General features: G+C 71.1%; 17 protein-coding genes and 1 pseudogene. 10 read left to right on the forward strand and 8 right to left on the reverse strand.

The annotated features are described in order from the left end of the window. Window positions 1-16 precede the first annotated feature (16 nt). The 3 genes from ABZ470_RS33380 (at window position 17) to ABZ470_RS33390 (ending at window position 2,533) form a co-directional block, all read left to right on the forward strand. The gene (locus ABZ470_RS33380) at window positions 17-1,273 is read left to right on the forward strand and encodes a hypothetical protein (RefSeq protein ID WP_362916432.1); all 1,257 of its coding nucleotides are present in this window, start codon (window positions 17-19) and stop codon (window positions 1,271-1,273) included. Window positions 1,274-1,546: 273 nt separating this feature from the next. Continuing rightward, on the forward strand, window positions 1,547-2,044 hold the full coding sequence (locus ABZ470_RS33385; RefSeq protein ID WP_362916434.1) for a cupin domain-containing protein: 498 nt from the start codon (window positions 1,547-1,549) through the stop codon (window positions 2,042-2,044). Between the two features lie 27 nt (window positions 2,045-2,071). Next, window positions 2,072-2,533, forward strand: a complete 462-nt coding sequence (locus ABZ470_RS33390) for a hypothetical protein (protein WP_362916436.1) — start codon at window positions 2,072-2,074, stop codon at window positions 2,531-2,533. Here ABZ470_RS33390 and ABZ470_RS33395 read toward each other — a convergent pair. Beyond that, entirely contained in the window at window positions 2,482-3,906 is a 1,425-nt protein-coding gene (locus ABZ470_RS33395; protein WP_362916584.1) for a PLP-dependent aminotransferase family protein, read from the reverse strand. The two genes, ABZ470_RS33390 and ABZ470_RS33395, sit on opposite strands and share 52 nt — an antisense overlap. A 41-nt stretch (window positions 3,907-3,947) precedes the next feature. On the opposite strand from ABZ470_RS33395, the gene ABZ470_RS33400 reads away from it, so the two are divergent. Both ABZ470_RS33400 and ABZ470_RS33405 read left to right on the forward strand, forming a co-directional pair. Continuing rightward, a complete protein-coding gene (locus ABZ470_RS33400) occupies window positions 3,948-4,409 on the forward strand; it encodes a carboxymuconolactone decarboxylase family protein (protein ID WP_362916438.1) in 462 nt (153 codons plus the stop codon). Beyond that, the gene (locus ABZ470_RS33405) at window positions 4,406-4,615 is read left to right on the forward strand and encodes a hypothetical protein (protein ID WP_362916440.1); all 210 of its coding nucleotides are present in this window, start codon (window positions 4,406-4,408) and stop codon (window positions 4,613-4,615) included. The genes ABZ470_RS33400 and ABZ470_RS33405 overlap by 4 nt, the downstream gene beginning before the upstream one ends. 37 nt (window positions 4,616-4,652) lie before the next feature. On the opposite strand, the pseudogene ABZ470_RS33410 reads toward ABZ470_RS33405, so the two are convergent. Together ABZ470_RS33410 and ABZ470_RS33415 are read right to left on the reverse strand one after the other, a co-directional pair. Next, window positions 4,653-4,775: pseudogene (locus ABZ470_RS33410) on the reverse strand (IS5/IS1182 family transposase); the annotation flags it as partial. A 162-nt stretch (window positions 4,776-4,937) separates the two neighbouring features. Continuing rightward, window positions 4,938-5,192, reverse strand: coding sequence for a Smr/MutS family protein (locus ABZ470_RS33415; RefSeq protein WP_184714345.1), 255 nt, complete (start codon window positions 5,190-5,192; stop codon window positions 4,938-4,940). 269 nt (window positions 5,193-5,461) lie between these two features. Here ABZ470_RS33415 and ABZ470_RS33420 point away from each other — a divergent pair, with 269 nt between their 5' ends. After that, entirely contained in the window at window positions 5,462-8,806 is a 3,345-nt protein-coding gene (locus tag ABZ470_RS33420; protein WP_362916443.1) for a S8 family serine peptidase, read from the forward strand. Window positions 8,807-8,848: 42 nt separating this feature from the next. On the opposite strand, the gene ABZ470_RS33425 is transcribed toward ABZ470_RS33420, so the two are convergent. Next, the gene (locus ABZ470_RS33425; protein ID WP_352009109.1) at window positions 8,849-9,277 is read right to left on the reverse strand and encodes a CBS domain-containing protein; all 429 of its coding nucleotides are present in this window, start codon (window positions 9,275-9,277) and stop codon (window positions 8,849-8,851) included. A 176-nt stretch (window positions 9,278-9,453) separates the two neighbouring features. Between ABZ470_RS33425 and ABZ470_RS33430 the strand changes: the two genes are divergently transcribed. Both ABZ470_RS33430 and ABZ470_RS33435 read left to right on the forward strand, forming a co-directional pair. Further along, window positions 9,454-10,872 (forward strand): aminopeptidase P family protein, encoded by a 1,419-nt coding sequence (locus ABZ470_RS33430; protein WP_362771607.1) that lies wholly within the window; start codon window positions 9,454-9,456, stop codon window positions 10,870-10,872. A 47-nt stretch (window positions 10,873-10,919) separates the two neighbouring features. Beyond that, window positions 10,920-11,597, forward strand: coding sequence for a 4'-phosphopantetheinyl transferase superfamily protein (locus tag ABZ470_RS33435; protein WP_362916445.1), 678 nt, complete (start codon window positions 10,920-10,922; stop codon window positions 11,595-11,597). On the opposite strand, the gene ABZ470_RS33440 is transcribed toward ABZ470_RS33435, so the two are convergent. Further along, on the reverse strand, window positions 11,514-12,479 hold the full coding sequence (locus ABZ470_RS33440; RefSeq protein WP_362916447.1) for a cation diffusion facilitator family transporter: 966 nt from the start codon (window positions 12,477-12,479) through the stop codon (window positions 11,514-11,516). The genes ABZ470_RS33435 and ABZ470_RS33440 overlap by 84 nt on opposite strands. A 128-nt stretch (window positions 12,480-12,607) precedes the next feature. On the opposite strand from ABZ470_RS33440, the gene ABZ470_RS33445 reads away from it, so the two are divergent. Both ABZ470_RS33445 and ABZ470_RS33450 read left to right on the forward strand, forming a co-directional pair. Then, window positions 12,608-13,198 (forward strand): malonic semialdehyde reductase, encoded by a 591-nt coding sequence (locus tag ABZ470_RS33445; protein ID WP_362916449.1) that lies wholly within the window; start codon window positions 12,608-12,610, stop codon window positions 13,196-13,198. Window positions 13,199-13,213: 15 nt separating this feature from the next. Beyond that, window positions 13,214-13,768: a MarR family transcriptional regulator gene (locus tag ABZ470_RS33450; RefSeq protein WP_352009104.1), complete on the forward strand. Its 555-nt coding sequence runs from the start codon at window positions 13,214-13,216 to the stop codon at window positions 13,766-13,768. Between the two features lie 43 nt (window positions 13,769-13,811). On the opposite strand, the gene der is transcribed toward ABZ470_RS33450, so the two are convergent. The 3 genes from der to ABZ470_RS33465 form a co-directional block, all read right to left on the reverse strand. Continuing rightward, window positions 13,812-15,236 (reverse strand): ribosome biogenesis GTPase Der, encoded by a 1,425-nt coding sequence (der, locus tag ABZ470_RS33455; RefSeq protein WP_362916451.1) that lies wholly within the window; start codon window positions 15,234-15,236, stop codon window positions 13,812-13,814. Further along, a complete protein-coding gene (gene cmk / locus ABZ470_RS33460; protein ID WP_352009465.1) occupies window positions 15,233-15,868 on the reverse strand; it encodes a (d)CMP kinase in 636 nt (211 codons plus the stop codon). Before cmk ends, der begins: the two co-directional genes overlap by 4 nt. 136 nt (window positions 15,869-16,004) lie before the next feature. Next, window positions 16,005-17,087, reverse strand: coding sequence for a prephenate dehydrogenase (locus ABZ470_RS33465; protein WP_352009102.1), 1,083 nt, complete (start codon window positions 17,085-17,087; stop codon window positions 16,005-16,007). Window positions 17,088-17,108 lie beyond the last annotated feature (21 nt).

The raw sequence follows: 17,108 nt of genomic DNA on the forward strand, positions 1-17,108 counted from the left end.
CCGGAAGGAGCGGCACATGCCCGCCAAACCACTGCGCGACCTGATCGACTTCGCCCGGCGCAACTCCCCCTTCTACGCCGACCTCTACCGTGACGTACCGCACGGCACCGAGGACCTCACCCTGCTGCCGATCATCGACCAGACGGCCTTCTGGGCCGCGAACACCTGGCCGGACAACCGGCTGCTGACCGGACCGCTGACCGACGCCGGGGTCTACACCTCCGGCGGCACGACCGGCGCGCCGAAGTTCTCCCCGTGGACCCGTACCGAGCACACCGACTCGGTCAGCGCCTTCGGGGCGGGCATGGTCAGGTCGGGCCTGAGACCCGGTCACCGGGTGGCGAACCTGTTCTTCGCCGGCGAACTGTACGGAGGGTTCCTCTACATCGACAACGCCCTCTACCACGCCCCTGTCGAGAACGTCCGGCTGCCCGTCGCGGGCTCCGCGCCGGACGACTACATCGCCGACCTGGTCGCGGCCTTCGACGTCGAGGTGCTGGCGGGACCGCCGATGAAGCTCAGCGGGGTCGCCGACGCGATGAACGCCAGGGGGCTGACGGCCGAGTCGGTCGAACTGCTGCTGTTCGGCGGCGACCTCCTCTTCGACGACCTGCGCCCGCACCTGGCCAAGGCCTTCCCCCGGGCGGTGATCGCCTCGCTCGGGTACGCCTCCGTCGACGCCGGGCTGGTCGGCGCCCCGGTCGTCGGTGACGACGTGCGGGTGCACGAGGCCTTTCCCAACAGGACGCTGGTCGAGCTGGTCGACGAGGTGACCGGCGAACCGATCACCACCCCCGGCGTGCCCGGCCGGGTGCTCGTCACCAACCTGTTCCGGACCCTGATGCCGATCATCCGCTACCCGGTCGGCGACCGGGCCGAGTGGATCGACGACGAGTGCCGCCGGTTCCGGCTGGTCGGCAGGACGACGGAGGGCGCCAGGGTGGCGATGGTGACGATGCGCACCGAGGACGTCCGCGAGGTGATCGTCGCGGCCGACACCGACCGGGTACTGGCCGGGATGCAGCTGGTACAGCGCCGCTGGGACAACAAGGACGGCCTGGTGCTCCGTCTCGCCTACACCGAGGAACCGTCCGAGGCCCTGACCAGGCACTTCATCGAGGCCGTGCACGAGGCCCGCCCGATGTACCCCGAGTACGCGGCCAAGGGGTTCGTCCACCCCCTGAGCATCGAGTGGGTACGGCCCGCGGACCTGGCCACCAACCCCAGAACCGGCAAACTGATCCCCCTGGTCGACGAACGCCCCCACGCCTGACGATCTCCAATCGGGCTTCGGCGTCTTCGACGCCGGGGCCCGCCCCTTTACAACGTAGATCAAGAATCGAGGACCCGGGGACCGTCTCGGCCTGCGCCCGGGACGGCTCCGCCGCGCTCCCCCTCCGCAGGGTCCGCGCAGAGGGACCGGACGTAGATTGACCCATGTTCTCATAGCCAAAATGAACCATGCGATGGGTCTTTTCGGGCCCTAGATTCGGTTGTGCCGCCACGGAGAAACGTTCCTGCGGTATCACCGAACATCGGAGAGATCATGAACTTCGCCACCGCTGACCAGCCCGTTCTCGTCCGGTCCCTCGAAGCCGAGGCCCTGCGGGACGGCGCGAGCAGCCTGATCACCCTGCTCGCCGACTCCGGGGAAACCGGCGGTGCGCTGACCGCCAACAAGGCGACGTTCCTGAAGGGGTCGCCGGGTGCGCCCGCGCATTTCCACACCCGGGCCACGGAGATGTTCTACGTCCTGCGCGGTTCGATGCGGATCCTGCTGAACGACACGGTCGTGACCCTCGGCCAGGGCGACTTCCTCACCGTTCCGCCGACCGTTCCGCACGCGTTCGCCCCGTCGGCGGGGTCCGAGGCCGAGATGCTCGTCGTCTTCACGCCCGGGATGGACCGGTTCGACTACTACCGGCTGCTTGAGCGCGTCTACCACGGCGAAGCCTCCGTTCAGGAGATCCGCGACAGCTCCGAGCGCTTCGACAACCACTACTTCGACAGCCCCGTCTGGCAGCGGGAACTCGCCCGGCGCTGAAGCCCCTCCGCGAAGAAGTACTCCATCATGACCGCTCTGACCGCACCCGGTATCGCGGCCCGCCGACGGCCGGGCCTCGCCCTGGCGCTGCTGGCGTTCGCACAGCTGATCGTCTCGATCGACTACAACATCGTGTACGTGGCTCTGCCCGAGATCGGCTCGGCTCTCGGCTTCTCCGCCCAGAGCCTGCAGTGGGTGATCAGCACCTACGCGGTGGCCTTCGGCGGCTTCCTCCTGCTCGCCGGCGGGGGTGCCGCGATCGTCGCCGTCACCCTCTCTCCGGCCGCCCCCCCACCGCCGTCACCGGCGGCCTCCAGACCGCCATCGCCGTCGCTGGCATCGCCTTCACCGCCCTCGTCGCCCTCCGGCTCTGCGGCCCTCGCTGAGAGCCCGGTCACCGCCCCGTCCCCGGACGGGGCTTTCGCCGTCCCTGCGGTTCACGGGATGGGTGGAAGGATCTCGCAGAGGGCGGCGAGGGCGGCGGCGTAGGCGTGGTCGGACGGGGTCGCGTAGCCGACGACGAGGCCCTCAAGGTCGGCGGGGGTGTCGGGGTGCCGGAATCCGGCCAGGCCGTCCAGGGACACACCGCGCCAGGCGGCGGCCCTCAAGGTGGCGGCCTCGGTGCCGTACGGCAGGCGCAGGACGGCGTGCAGGCCCGCGGCGATGCCGGCCACCTCGATGTGCGGAGCCTGGCCGGCGAGGGCCTCCACCAGCCGGTTGCGGCGTTCCCGGTAGCGCTGGCGCATGTGGCGGATGTGCCGGTCGTAGGCGCCGGAGACGATCAGGTCGGCGAAGGTGAGCTGGTCCACGACGCCGGTCCAGCGTTCGCGCTGACCCTTCACCGCCAGGACCGGGTCGACCAGACGTTCGGGGAGCACCATCCAGCCGAGCCGGAGGGCGGGCGAGATGCTCTTGCTCGCCGAACCGACGTACAGGACGTGCTCGGGATCGAGCGCCTGGACCGCGCCCACCGGTTCCCGGTCGTACCGGAACTCGCCGTCGTAGTCGTCCTCGATCACGACGCCGCCGCGCTCGCGTGCCCAGTCGACGGCGATGTTGCGGCGTGCCGGGGTGAGCGGACCGCCGATGGGGAACTGGTGGGCGGGGGTGAGCAGCACCGAGCGGACACCCCGTCGCCCGGCCAGGTCCTCGGTTCTGGTGCCGTGGTCGTCCAGGCCGAGCGCCACCGTCCTGACCCCGTCGGCGGCCAGCAGGGAACGGTGGAACGCCAGGCCGTACGCTTCGACGGCCAGCGTGCCGCGCAGCACGCCGCCGCCGAACAGCAGGCGTAGCGCGTCGGCGAAACCGGCGCAGATCACGATGCGTTCCGGAACGGCCCGCACCCCACGGACCCGGGCCAGATAGTCGACGAGCGCGGTGCGCAGCTCGATCCGCCCCTGGGGATCACCCGGCCCGAACGCGTCGTTCGGCGCGGCGGCGAGAGCACGGCGGGTCGAGGCGGACCAGGCGTTCCTGGGGAACGACGACGCGTCCGGCTGCCCCTGCGACAGGTTGTGCGCCGGGGTGGCGGGCACGGCCCGCGGCCTCCTCGGCACCCGCGCCGTCTTCGCGGGAGCCGCGCGTTCGGCGACCCGGGTTCCCGAGCCCTGCCGCGCGGTCAGCCAGCCCTCGGCGACCAGTTCGGCGTAGGTGTCGGCGACCGTGTTCCTGGCGATTCCGAGGTCGACCGCGAGCGACCGATAAGGAGGCAGCCGCACCCCCGGGGCGAGCCGCCCGTCCTGGATCGCCGCCCGCAGCGCCCGCCCGAGAGCGGCTCGCCGTGATCCGGTTCCGTCCAGCTCAAGATGCAGGTCAGAACCGATGCGTTCCGCCGAATTGACCCAAGATTCCGACAGTGGAATGCACCTCCTGAGCGGTCTATCAACTCCCTAGGTTAGTGCGCATGACGGACACCGCGCCCCGCCTCAACTTCGCCGCCGCCGCCCCGAAGGCGTTCAGATCCCTGATCGGCTTCGACGCCGCCGCCCGCGACGGCCTCGACCCCGCCCTGGCCGAGCTGATCCAGATCCGTTCCTCCCAGCTCAACGGCTGCGCCTACTGCCTGCACATGCACGTCACCGACGCCCGCAAGGCCGGTGAGGACGACCTTCGTCTCCACATGATCGGGGTCTGGCGCGAGGCGAGGCACTTCTTCTCCTCCAGGGAACAGGCCGCGCTGGCCCTGACCGAAGCGGTCACCCTGATCGCCGACGCCGGCGTCCCCGACGAGGTCTACGCCGCAGCCGCCGCCCAGTTCGAAGAGGCCGAGTTGGCCCACGTGCTCGCCGTCATCCTCACCGTCAACACCTGGAACCGCGTCGCCGTCACCACCGCCAAGATCGCCGGAACAGACGAGCGCCGATGACGATCGTCGCCTCCATCCGGATCCGCATCGCGCGCCCCTCCCTCGACCAGGCCTTGCTCGACCGGCTCCTGTCCGCGGGAGGCGTCCGCGTTCCCGCCCACAACCCCTACTGGGACGCCCACGGCGTCACCCTCACCGACCCTGACGGCCACCGCCTCGTCCTCAGCACCCGCTCCTGGAGCCCCGGCACGGTCTCACAACGGTGAACCCTTCTCGTCCTCGGGTGGTCCGCGCGCCTCCGCGACTCTGGAGGACGGCGACGGCCTCGCAGAGGTGACCGGTCTTGCCGGGGCCACGGCGTAGCTTGAGAATCCTCCAGCTCTTCAGCCGGGCGTCCGCGTGTTCGCCGAGTCCGCGTAGGCGGGCACGGCGATGCCTGCCGGAGAAGCACGGCCGGTCGGCGGCGATCCGGCCGATGTGGTCAGGTGCCGTCCAGCCCGAGGTGGCGCAGGCCGTCCTGCCTGGCCCGGCGCAGGGCCCGGCCAGGCTTGGGTGAGCGCGCCGAAGGCGGCGTCACAGCCGGCGGGTCTACTTGTGCCTGAAGTAGACGAACAGGCGGCCGTGGTTCTTGGAGTCCTTGTCGATGCGGTGGTAGAGGGCCTTGATCTCCTTCTGTTCGAGGAAACGCAGGACCTTCTTCTTGAGCTGACCTGACCCCTTGCCGGGGATGATCTCGACCTCGGTCGCCCGCTTCCTGATGGCCTCGTCGATGATGTCCCGCAGTGCCCGGTCGATCTCGCCGCCGCGGTTGAAGATCGGGTGGAGGTCCAGCTTCAGTTTCACGGTTCCAGCCTCTCATCGCACGTGCTCGCGGACGAGCCCACCCGGGACCGGGCCAGCTATCTCGATGATTGCCGAAATTTCCGTATCTAGGCAAACAAAGGGGCTCTAGCTAGGCTCCCATTCATGATCAGCCGCCCATATCGGGCGGCCGTTCCCTCGTCACCCAGCGGGGAGAGCCGAGGCCTCCTCAACCGCGCCCGGACGCGGCGGGTGACCGGGCGCCTCCTTGCGGTGTGACACGCTCACGCGTCCCCCAAGGAGGTCCCCAGTTGTCAAGCACGTCCCCCTCGCCACGGACCCGGCGCCTGGTCGCGGCCGTCGCGGGCGCCGGGCTCGTCGCGATCATGATCCCGCCGGCTCACGCGGACCCGGCTCCCTCTCCTCCCGGCCGGGGGAAGTGGACGGTGACCCCGCTGACCGGCGGCGAGCCGATGCAGGGCGCCAGGTCCGAGACCGGCAGGATCGCCAGGAGCGACCAGGCGCTGCTGCGCTCCACCTCCGACGCGACCGTCAACGTGATGGTCAAACTCGACTACGACTCCTACGCCGCCTACCGGGGCGGGCTCGACGGCCTGCCCGCGACGAGCCCCGCCGAGACGGGAAGGGCCCTCGACGTCCGCGGCGCCGAGGCCAGGAGGTACACCGGGCACATCGAGCGGGTCGAGGACGACTTCCTGACCGCGCTGGCCAGAGAGGTCCCCGGCGCCAAGGCCGGACAGCGGCTGCGGACCGTCTACGGCGGGATCGCGCTGCGCATCCCGGCCAGTAAGGCGGCCCTGGTCGCCCGGCTCCCCGGGGTCGCCGCCGTGCAGGAGGACAAACCGGAGCAACTCCTGACCGACTCAAGCGCCTCCTTCATCGGGGCGCCCACGGTCTACGGCAGGCTCGGCGGCGCCTCCTCCTCGGGCAAGGGCGTCGTCGTCGGCGTCCTCGACTCCGGCGCCTGGCCGGAACACCCCCAGTTCGCCGACCCCGGCACGCTGCCCGCGGTGCCCCCTACCAAGGACGGGACTCCGCGTGCCTGCGCCTTCGGCGACAACCCGCTGACCCCGCGGACCGACCCGTTCACCTGCAACCGCAAGCTGATCGGCGGTGCGCCCTTCCTGGAGACCTACAACTCCGCCTATCCGGGGGAGACGTACCCGGACAGTGCCCGTGACTCGAACGGCCACGGCACGCACACCGCGACCACCGCCGCGGGCGGCCCGGTCTCCGGCGCCACCCTGCTCGGTGTCGACCGGGGCCCGCTGCACGGCGTCGCCCCCGCCGCGCACGTGTCGGTCTACAAGGTCTGCGGGCAGCAGGGCTGCTTCCCCTCCGACGCCGCGCAGGCCGTCGGCCGGGCGATCCTCGACGGCGTCCAGGTGATCAACTACTCCGTCTCGGGCGGCGCCTCCCCCTACAGCGACCCGGTCGAACTTGCCTTCCTCGACGCCTACGCGGCGGGAGTGTTCGTCGCGGCCTCCGCGGGCAACACGGGGCCGAAGGCGGGAACCGTCAACCACGCAGGCCCGTGGGTGACCACGGTCGCGGCCTCGACGCAGAGCCGTACGTTCCAGTCGGCGATCACGCTGGCGGGCGCGGGCGGGGCGAGCGTGACGCTGAAGGGCCTGTCCGTCACGACGGGCGTCGTCTCCCCGCTGCCGGTGGTGCTCGCCTCCGCGGCGCCGTACTCGAACGCCTCCTGCTCGGCGCCCGCGCCCGCGGGCCTGTTCACCGGGAAGATCGTCGCCTGTGACAGCGCGGGCGACCGGATTCTCAAGGGCCACAACGTACGGCAGGGCGGCGCCGCGGGCCTGATCGTCTACGACGCCAGGCCGCTTGACCCGATGGCCGACAACCACTGGCTCCCGGCGATCCACCTCGGCAAGCCGGAGGCCGACGCGATGCTGGCCTTCCTGTCCGCGAACCCGGGGGCGACCGCGACGTTCACCCAGGGCGCCAAGGCCGCCGCGCAGGGCGACGTGATGACCTCCTTCTCCTCGCGCGGCCCCGCCGGCGACTTCCTCAAGCCCGATGTCGGCGCGCCCGGTCTGCACATCCTGGCCGGGCAGACGCCGGTCCTGGAAAGCCCGTCCGGCGGCCCGCCCGGCAACCTGTACCAGGTCATGTCGGGCTCCTCGATGGCGGCGCCGCACGTGGCGGGCGCGGCGGCCCTGCTGTTCGCGCTGCACCCGGACTGGACGCCGGGGCAGGTCAAGTCGGCGCTGGTGACCACGGCGAAGACCACGGTCACCAAGCAGGACCGCCTCACCCCGGCCGACCCCTTCGACGTCGGCGGCGGCCGTGTCGACCTGACCAGGGCGGGCGATCCCGGCCTGACCCTGAGTGAGAGCGCGCGGAACTTCGCCGCCTCGGCGGCCGACGAGCTGAACCGCGTCGACCTGAACCTGCCCTCGGTGAACGCCCCGGTCATGCCGGGTGTCCTCACGGTCAGGAGGACGGTCACCAACGTCACGAACAGGACCCTCCTCTACCGGGCCACCGGCACGACGGTGAGCGGGGCGAGCGTCACGGTGCTGCCGCCGATCCTCAGCGTCGGTCCGGGCAGGAGCGCGAAGGTCAGCGTCGTGATCGCCGCGCCCGAACTGCCGGACGGGCAGTACTTCGGCCGGGTGGACCTCAAGGAGATCGGCGGTAGCCGTGACCTGCACCTTCCCGTGGCGTTCTTCCGCAGGCAGGGGGCGGTCCCGGTCGAGCAGAACTGCGCTCCCTCGGTGATCCGGCGTGGCACCGAGGAGGCGACCTGCACGGTCACCGTGCGCAACGACACCTTCGACAAGACCGAGGTGACGGCGGTCAGCACGCTGGACGGCAGGCTCAGGCTGAACGGCGTGACCGGCGCCGTCAAGATCGGCTCGCAGCTGGCCACGACCAAGGCGACCCTGGCCCCCAGGCAGCCCGACAGGCCGGACGTCGCGCCCGGCACCGGGCCCGCGCCGTACCTCCCGCTGGACGCCTTCGGAGTCAAGCCGACGCCGATCGGCGACGAGCAGGCGCTGAACTTCACCGTCCCGGCGTTCACCTACGCGGGCAGGACCTACACCAGGATCGGCGTCGTCTCCAACGGCTACACGGTCGCGGGCGGCACCTCGGATCCGGCCGACATCAGTCCCGTCCCGCAGTCACTGCCCGACCCGGCGGCGCCGAACAACGTGATCGCCCCCTACTGGACCGATCTGGACGGCACCGACGCGCCCGGCGTCTACGTCGGCACGCTGGCCGACGGCCCCAGCAAGTGGCTGGTGATCGAATGGCGGCTCAGGGTTCGCGGCACCCCGGACACCAAGGTGTTCCAGCAGTGGGTCGGGCTCAACGGCACCGAGGACATCACCTACACCTACGATCCGGACAGACCGCCCGGCGCCCCGTCCGGGGACCTGGGCCTGACCGTGGGCGCGGAGAACGCCGACGGTACGGCGGGCGGCCGGATCTCGGGGCCGCCCACCGGGGACCTGCGGGTCACCAGTGTGCCCGGGGCCCCGGGCGGGAGCCTGACCTACACGTTGAAGGTCAGGGGGGTCAGCCCGGGAACCGGGACGGTGACGACGGGGACCTCGACACCGCAGGTCAAGGGCCTGACCGTCGAGACCGGCAAGGTGATCGTGCGATAGCGGTCCGGGTGGGGTCCGCACCGGGACCCCACCCGGAGAGGGTCAGCGGTGGAGGTAGTCGACGAGGTGGGCCCGCTCGGTCTCCAGCGTCTCGATGGAGCTCTTGACCACGTCGCCGATGCTGACGATCCCGGTGAGCCGCCCGTCGGTGACCACCGGGACGTGCCGGATGCGGTGTGTCGTCATGGTCTGGCGCAGGTCGTCGGCGTTGGCGTCCGGCGAGCAGGTACGGACCTCGGTGGTCATGATGGAGGAGACCGGGGCTCCCAGCACGCCGGGCCCGTGCTCGTGCAGCCGCCGTACGATGTCACGCTCGGACACGATGCCGACGATCGAGAAACCGTCCTCGGACACCACCGCGGCGCCGATGTTGTGCTCGGCGAGCAGCCCGAGCAGGTCTGTTACCGTCGCGTCGGGGCGGACGGTCGTCACCACGGAGCCCTTGGCCTGCAGAATCTTCCCAATCAGCATGGAAACCACCTCGGTTCGGCGTGGCTGGGGTATCCCTGGGTTTTGCCCTGGCCGGGTGCGCCCTAAGCATGAGCAGGACGGCCCCTGCGACCGTTATGTCACACATGGTGGTGGGATGCGCGTCCCGCCCCAGATTAGTAACGTGTGAAATACCACAATCTCACCACGGGGAAACGATGACCGACAAGCTCAACACCGGCAGCCACGACCTACCGGTCTCCGAGGCCCTCGCCGCGTTCATGGGCACGGGCTGGGCCGACACCCACCGGGACGACCTGGCCGCGCTGCCGCAGGCCGCCTACACCGCCAAGCGCCGTGCCGCACTGGCCGCGCGCTTTCCGGGCGAGCGGCTGGTCATCCCGTCCGGCACGCTCAAGGTCCGCAGCAACGACACCGACTACCGGTTCAGGGCGCACAGCGCCTTCGCCTACCTGACCGGGGACCAGGAGCCGGACGACGTCCTGGTCGTCGAGCCCTCGGGGACCGCGACCCTGTTCCTGCGTCCTCGTTCGCCGCGCTCGGCACCGGGACGGGCCGGGCAGGAGTTCTACCGCGACCGCCGCTACGGCGAGTTCTGGGTCGGCAGGCGCCCCGACCTGGCGGAGGCCGAGTCGCTCTACCTGATCGACTGCGCGCCGATCGATCGCCTCGGCGAAGCGCTCACCGGGCCCGCCAGGGTGCTGCGCGGGGTCGACGCCTCCGTCGACGCCCTGGTCTCCCCGCACGAGGGCGACGCGGAGCTTGAGACGTTCCTGTCCGAGATGCGGCTGATCAAGGACGAGTGGGAGGTCGCCGAGCTCCAGTTCTCCGTCGAGGCGACCGTCCGCGGCTTCGAGGACGTGGTCAGGGCGCTCCCCCAGGCGATGCGGCACCGGCGCGGCGAGCGCTACCTGGAGGGGGTCTTCGGGCTCCGCTCCCGTCTCGAAGGCAACGCCGTCGGCTACGACAGCATCGTGGCCTCCGGCGCGCACGCGTGCGTCCTGCACTGGATCCGCAACGACGGCGCCCTGAACGGCGACGACCTGCTCCTGCTGGACGCCGGCGTCGAGACCGACTCCCTCTACACCGCCGACATCACCAGGACTCTGCCGCTCTCCGGCCGCTTCAGCCCGGTCCAGCGGCAGGTCTACGAGCTGGTCCTGCAGGCGCAGGACGCGGCGATCTCCACCCTGCGTCCCGGCGCCAGGTTCCGTGACTTCCACATGGCGGCCATGCGGGTCATCGCCGAGGGGCTGCACGACTGGGGAGTGCTGAAGATCGGCGCCGACGAGGCCCTGGAACCCGGCAGCGGCCTGTACCGCCGCTACACGCTGTGCAGCAGCGGCCACATGCTCGGTATCGATCTGCACGACTGCGCCAAGGCCCGTGCCGAGACCTACCTGGACGGCGTGCTCGCGGAGGGGCAGGTGCTCACCGTCGAACCCGGCCTCTACCTCCAGCCCGACGACCTGACCCTTCCTCCCGAACTGCGCGGCATCGGCGTGCGCATCGAGGACGACCTCGTCATCACCGCCGACGGCGCCCGCCTGATGTCCTCCGGGCTGCCCCGCCGCCCGGACGAGATCGAGGAGTGGATGGCCGGGCTCCTCTCCTGACCCAGGCACCCACGACCCGCCGCCCGGACGGGCCCTAGTCTGGGCGGATGCCTGATTGCCTGGTGCTGGCCGGTCCGACCGACGAGATCTACTCCCCCGCCGCGCTGGACCTGCTCACCGAGGTGGAGCGGGAGCGGGCGGCGCGCTTCCTCAAGGAGGCCCACCGCCGCGACTTCGTGGCCGCCCACCTCCTGGTACGGCGCTGCGCCGCCCGGGTGACCGGAGTGCCCGAGGAGGAGCTGACGCTGCTGCAGCACTGCGACCGCTGTGGCCCGGGGCACGGCAGGCCGTCCCTGGCGGAGTTCCCCGAGCTCGGCGTCAGCCTCTCCCACACCGGGGGGTACGTGTGCGCGGCGGCGGGCCCGGGGCGGATCGGCGTCGACGCCGAGCGGGTGCCCGGGGGCCCGTTTGAGGAGTCCCTGGCGGCACAGGCGCTGTCCCCCGAGGAAAGGGCCCTGGTCGCCGACAACGAGTCGCTGATCCGCCTGTGGGTCCGCAAGGAGGCCCTCATCAAGCGCGGGGAGCTCGCCCTCGACGGCCTGCGCTCGGCCGACCTGTCCGCGCTTCCCCTCGACGGCGCCGGGGACGGACGGCGGCGCCTGGAGTGGGAGGGCAGGCATCTGCTGGAGTGGCGCACCGCCTCAGGCGTCGCGGTCAGCGTCGTCACCGACCGCCCGGCCACGTTTGGCCTGTTCCCCGGGAGTCGGGTCGAGGAAGACCTGTGAGATGGCCGGGAAGCGTTCGGCGAGCGTGCGCTCGACCCGGTCCGCGGCGCGTTCGAGCGCGCCCGCCGTGCTCTCGTCGACGAAGTCCACCCGGGCGGCGACCATGATCTCATCGGGGCCCAGCATCATGGTCAGCAGCTCGACCACCGCCTCGACCTTGGGCATCGCGAGCAGTTCGGCCCTGATCTCCCGCTCGACCCGTGCCGGTGCCGACTGGCCGATCAGCAGGGAGGCGTTGGCGCGGATGAGGTTGAGCGCCACGCCCAGGAGCAGCAGGCCGATCACCACGGAGGCGGCGCCGTCCCACAGGGAGGATCCGGTCACCTGGTAGCCGAGCAGTCCGGCCGCGGCGATCAGCAGGCCGACCAGCGCGGCGGCGTCCTCGAAGACGACGGCCTTGAGCGCGGTGTCCGGGGTCCTGGCGACGTAGCGCCCCGGGCTGACCCGCAGTCTCCTGGCCTGCCCGCGCACCTGCGACAGGGCCTTGAGGAGGGAGATCCCCTCGACGACGAAGGCGATCGCCAGGACCAGGTAGGAGAGCCTCAGGTCGGCCAGTTCCTCGCCGTGGGCGATCTCGTGCACGCCATGGGTGATCGAGAACCCGGCTCCGCCGATGAGGGTGGCGAAGGCGGCCATGAGCGCCCAGAAGAAGCCCGCCATGCCGTACCCGAAGGGGTGGCGGGCGTCCGCGGGGCGACCGGCCCTGCGCACCGCGATGAACAGCAGGACCTCGGTGACCGTGTCCGCGGCCGAGTGCGCGGCCTCGGACAGCATCGCCGAGGAGCCGCTGACCAGTCCCGCCACCAGCTTGGCCAGGGCGATGGCGAGGTTGGCCAGCCCCGCGACGATCACCGTGCCGAGGCTCTCCTGCTTGTCCTCCACCCTTCACCTCCTCCCCGCCGTCCGGTCGTGACGCACGTCTCCTGCCCACCGTGGAATAGTTGAATCTTCACCTATGTTGACGGCAGAGAACGCCAGAAACCGTGCATATAACCCACAAGGGGTGAAACATGTCGCTCGTGCTCTCTCCCGAGGCCCAGGACCTGCTCTTCCGTGAGGCCCGTACGGCCAACACCTTCACCACGGAACCGGTGAGCGACGAACAGGTGCGAGCGATCTACGACCTGGTCAAGTACGCCCCCACCGCGATGAACCAGCAGCCGCTGCGAGTCGTCCTGGTGCGCTCGCCGCAGGCCCGGGAACGCCTGGTCCACCTGATGGCGCCGGGCAACCAGGCCAAGACCGCGGCCGCCCCGCTGGTCGCCATCCTCGCCGCCGACCTCGACTTCCACGAGGAGCTGCCCAAGGTCTTCCCGCACCGGCCGCAGGCCAGGGACGCCTTCGCCGCCGACGAGGCGCTGCGCTCCCGCACCGCGACGTTCAACGCGGCGCTGCAGGTCGGCTACTTCATCCTGGGCGTACGCGCGGCGGGTCTCGCCGCGGGCCCGATGGCGGGCTACGACGCCGCCGGCGTCGACAAGGAGTTCCTCGACGAGGCCCACACCGTGCTGGCGGTCGTCAACATCGGCAGGCCCGGCCCTGACGCCTGGTTCGACCGCCTTCCCCGCCTGACCTACGAGGAGGTCGTAACCACCGTCTGAGGTAAGTTCTGCTCTATGAGCCAGGAGCGATCACGGCACGGCGGGCGAAACGGCCAACCCGTGGCGGCCTCCAGCACGACGAGCGAGGAACGGGTGATAGCAGCAGTGAACGACGAGGAGCCCCGCTGGCTCTCCACGATGGAGCAGCGGGCCTGGCGTGCTCATCTGGCCGCGCACAAACTACTTGAGCACCGCCTCGATCGTGACCTGCAGACCTTCGGGCTTTCGGTGAACGACTACGAGATCCTGGTCAACCTCTCGGAGAGCCCGGGCCACCGGATGCGCATGAGCGACCTCGCCGACGCCACGATCCAGTCCCGCAGCCGCCTGTCCCACCAGATCTCCCGGATGGAGGCGGCCGGACTGGTCGCCAGGGAGACCTGCGTCGACGACAGGCGCGGCACCTTCGCGGTGCTCACCGAGCACGGCTGGGCCACGATCCAGCAGGTCGCCCCGCATCACGTGGCCAGCGTACGGCAGCACTTCATCGACCTGCTGACCGACGACCAGCTGCGGGAGCTCGAAGCCGCCTACAGCCCGGTCGTGACCCACCTCAAGAGCCTGCGCTGAGCCCGTTCACCGGGTACGGCGCGCGCCGTACCCGGTGAACGGGTCACTTCTTCTTCTGGCCCTGCCGCTTCTCTCTGATCTTCATCGTGACCTCGATCGGGGAGCCCGCGAAGCCGAACTCCTCACGGATCCTGCGCTCGATGAACCGGCGGTAGGTCTCCTCAAGGAAGCCTGAGGTGAACAGCACGAACCTGGGCGGCTCGGTCGTCGCCTGGGTGGCGAAGAGGATCTTGGGCTGCTTGCCGCCCCTGACAGGGGGTGGGGTCGCCGCGACCAGCTCGGTGAGGAAGGCGTTGAGGCGGGCGGTCGGCACCCGGGTCGACCAGGACTCCAGCGCCTTCTCCAGAGCGGGGACGAGCCTGTCCACGTGCCAGCCGGTCTTGGCGGAGATGTTGACCCGCAGCGCCCACGGAACGCGGACGAGCTGACGGTCGATCTCCTTCTCCAGGTAGTAGCGGCGGTCCTCGTCGAGCAGGTCCCACTTGTTGAACGCCACGACCATGGCCCGCCCCGACTCGATCACCAGGGAGATGATCCGCAGGTCCTGCTCGGTCAGCGTCTCACTGGCGTCGATGAGCACGACCGCGATCTCGGAACGCTCCAGGGCCGACCTGGTGCGCATGCTGGCGTAGAAGTCGGCGCCCTTCAGCTCGCGGTCACGCCTGCGGATGCCCGCGGTGTCCACGAAACGCCAGGTCTTGCCGCCCAGCTGGATCAGCTCGTCGACCGGATCGCGGGTGGTGCCCGCCATCGGGTCGACCAGGACGCGCTCCTCCCCCGCCAGCTTGTTCAGCAGCGAGGACTTGCCCACGTTCGGCTTACCGAGCAGGGCCACCCTGCGCGGTCCCCGCTCCTCGCCGAAGCGCTGCGGCGGCGTCTCGGGCAGGCTGTCGAGGACCACGTCGAGCAGGTCACCGCTCGACCGGCCGTGCAGAGCCGAGACCGGGTGGGGCTCGCCCAGGCCGAGGGACCACAGCCCGGCGGCCTCAAGCTCCATCTGCTGGTTGTCGACCTTGTTCGCGGCGAGGATCACCGGCTTGCCCGAGGAGCGCAGCACGTGCCCGACGATCTCGTCGGCGTCGGTCACGCCGACCGTCGCGTCGACCACGAACAGGATCACGTCGGCCAGCTCCGCGGCCACCTGCGCCTGCTCGGCGATCCTCAGCGCCATACCGGTCGCGTCCGGGTCCCAGCCTCCGGTGTCGACGACCGTGAAGCGCCGTCCACGCCAGGTGGCGTCGTAGGTGACCCGGTCCCGGGTCACGCCCGGTACGTCCTCAACGACCGCCTCACGGCGGCCGATGATCCGGTTGACCAGCGTGGACTTGCCCACATTGGGACGCCCGACCACGGCGACGACCGGCTGAGGACCGGCGTCCCGCCAGTCCTCCTCTGAGCCTTCCCCGGTACCTGGATCGACCGGCCCCGCGTCGATCCAGCCGCTGTCTTCTTCGAATTCCCCTGTCACGTCTTTTCCTTAATCAAACGCAGGATCTCGGCGACGACCTCGTCGAGGTTGAGCGCCGTTGTGTCGAGTTCTACGGCGTCGGCCGCCATCGCGAGCGGGTCCGCCTTGCGTGTGGAGTCCAGGGTGTCGCGCCTGGCCATCGCGGCCTTCTGCGCCTGCACCGTGGTGCCCGCCAGCTCCGCCGTACGGCGCAGCGCCCTGGCGTCGGCGCTCGCGGTCAGATAGATCTTGACCGGGGCGTCCGGGACGACGACCGTGCCGATGTCGCGGCCCTCGACGACGATGCCACCCTCGCCGATGATCTCACGCTGCTCGGCCACCAGCCTGCGCCGCACCTCGGGCACCGCGCTGACCGCGGAGACGGCCGCGGTGACCTCGGCGGTGCGGATGGGAGCCGCCACGTCGGCGCCGTCCACGGCGACCGAGGGGGCGTCCGGGTCGGTGCCGAGCGTCAGCACCGGGCCGAGCGCCCTGGCGGCGATCGCCTCCTGGTCGGAGAGATCGACGCCCTGCTGGAGCATCCACCATGTGATCGCCCGGTACATCGCCCCGGTGTCGAGATAACGCAGCCCGAGCGCCCGCGCGACCCCACGCGACGCGCTCGACTTGCCCGACCCCGAAGGACCGTCCATCGCGACGACCAGTCCGGTCACGACGCCTCTCCCTTGCAGCCCGCTTCAGTTGTCCGTACGAGGCTACCGGGAACGGAGAGGCGATCGCGCATCGGACGACCCACGGCCCGCCGCGAACGGGCCGTGGGGACCGCTTCTAGGGAAGCTGCCAGCCGCCCGCCCGCAACGCCTCCGACAGGGCCGGTACGGCCTCCGGCTGGACCTGCAGTTCGGCGGCGCCCAGGGGCAGCCCCGGGGTGTGCTCAAGACGGACGTCCTCGATGTTGACACCCGCCGCCTCGGCCACCTGGAACAGCCGGGCCAGCTCTCCAGGGCGGTCGCCGATGACGACCTGGACGCTCGCGTAGGCACGCGCGGGACCGCCGTGCTTGCCGGGAATCCTGGTCGTGCCCACCACACCGCGGCGCAGCAGGCCGGTGACGCCGTCCATGCCGGCGTTCCCGTCCGCCGGGGCTGCGGCGGCGCGCAGCGCGGCGGCGGCGGTGGCCAGATCGTCCGCGATCGCCTCGAGCACGTCGGCGACCGGCAGCGCGTTGCCCGACAGGATGCCGGTCCACAGCGCCGGGTCCCCCGCCGCGATGCGGGTGACGTCACGGACCCCCTGACCGGCCAGGCCGAGCGCGGTCCCGGAGGCCTCGGCGAGCCTGGCGGCCACCGCGGAGGCGGCCACGTGCGGGGCGTGCGAGACGACCGCGACGGCCCTGTCGTGCTCGTCCGCGCCGACCTCGACGGCCTCGCCGCCGCAGAGCTTGATCAGGCCGCGCAGAGCCTCGACCGCGTCAGGCGAGGTCTCCTCCGTCGGGCACAGCGCCCACGGCCTGCCCAGGAACAGGTCGGCCCTGGCCGCCGCCGGGCCCGAGCGCTCCCTGCCCGCCAGGGGATGCCCCGGCGCGTAGGTGCTCAGGTCGCAGCCGAGCGCCGCCGCTCCCTCGATCGGCAGCCGCTTGACGCTGGCCACGTCGGTGTAGAAGCGCGCCGCGCCCTCCCGCTGCAGACGGGCGATCTGGTCGGCGACGAGGTGCGGCGGGACCGCGACGACCGCGAGCCCGACCCGCCGCCCGTCCCACTCGACGCCCGCGCCGAGTTCCCGCGCCAGCCGTACGGCTCCCGCGTCGCGGTCGGCCAGGTGGACGGGGACGTCGTGGCCGCGCAGGGCGAGGGCGACCGAGGTACCGATCAGGCCCGTGCCGACGACGAGGACGCTCTCAAGGCCGTTCACACGCACTCCTCCGGCGTGACG

This window comes from Streptosporangium sp. NPDC020072, assembly GCF_040631445.1.
GTDB lineage: Bacteria > Actinomycetota > Actinomycetes > Streptosporangiales > Streptosporangiaceae > Streptosporangium.

Bases quoted from the DNA above. Each gene is read 5' to 3' on its own strand.
- ABZ470_RS33380 (WP_362916432.1), top strand. From the start codon at position 17: ATGCCCGCCAAACCACTGCGCGACCTGATCGACTTCGCCCGGCGCAAC.
- ABZ470_RS33385 (WP_362916434.1), top strand. From the start codon at position 1,547: ATGAACTTCGCCACCGCTGACCAGCCCGTTCTCGTCCGGTCCCTCGAA.
- ABZ470_RS33390 (WP_362916436.1), top strand. From the start codon at position 2,072: ATGACCGCTCTGACCGCACCCGGTATCGCGGCCCGCCGACGGCCGGGC.
- ABZ470_RS33400 (WP_362916438.1), top strand. From the start codon at position 3,948: ATGACGGACACCGCGCCCCGCCTCAACTTCGCCGCCGCCGCCCCGAAG.
- ABZ470_RS33405 (WP_362916440.1), top strand. From the start codon at position 4,406: ATGACGATCGTCGCCTCCATCCGGATCCGCATCGCGCGCCCCTCCCTC.
- ABZ470_RS33425 (WP_352009109.1), bottom strand. From the start codon at position 9,277: ATGCTGATTGGGAAGATTCTGCAGGCCAAGGGCTCCGTGGTGACGACC.
- ABZ470_RS33430 (WP_362771607.1), top strand. From the start codon at position 9,454: ATGACCGACAAGCTCAACACCGGCAGCCACGACCTACCGGTCTCCGAG.
- ABZ470_RS33435 (WP_362916445.1), top strand. From the start codon at position 10,920: ATGCCTGATTGCCTGGTGCTGGCCGGTCCGACCGACGAGATCTACTCC.
- ABZ470_RS33445 (WP_362916449.1), top strand. From the start codon at position 12,608: ATGTCGCTCGTGCTCTCTCCCGAGGCCCAGGACCTGCTCTTCCGTGAG.
- ABZ470_RS33450 (WP_352009104.1), top strand. From the start codon at position 13,214: ATGAGCCAGGAGCGATCACGGCACGGCGGGCGAAACGGCCAACCCGTG.
- cmk (WP_352009465.1), bottom strand. From the start codon at position 15,868: ATGGACGGTCCTTCGGGGTCGGGCAAGTCGAGCGCGTCGCGTGGGGTC.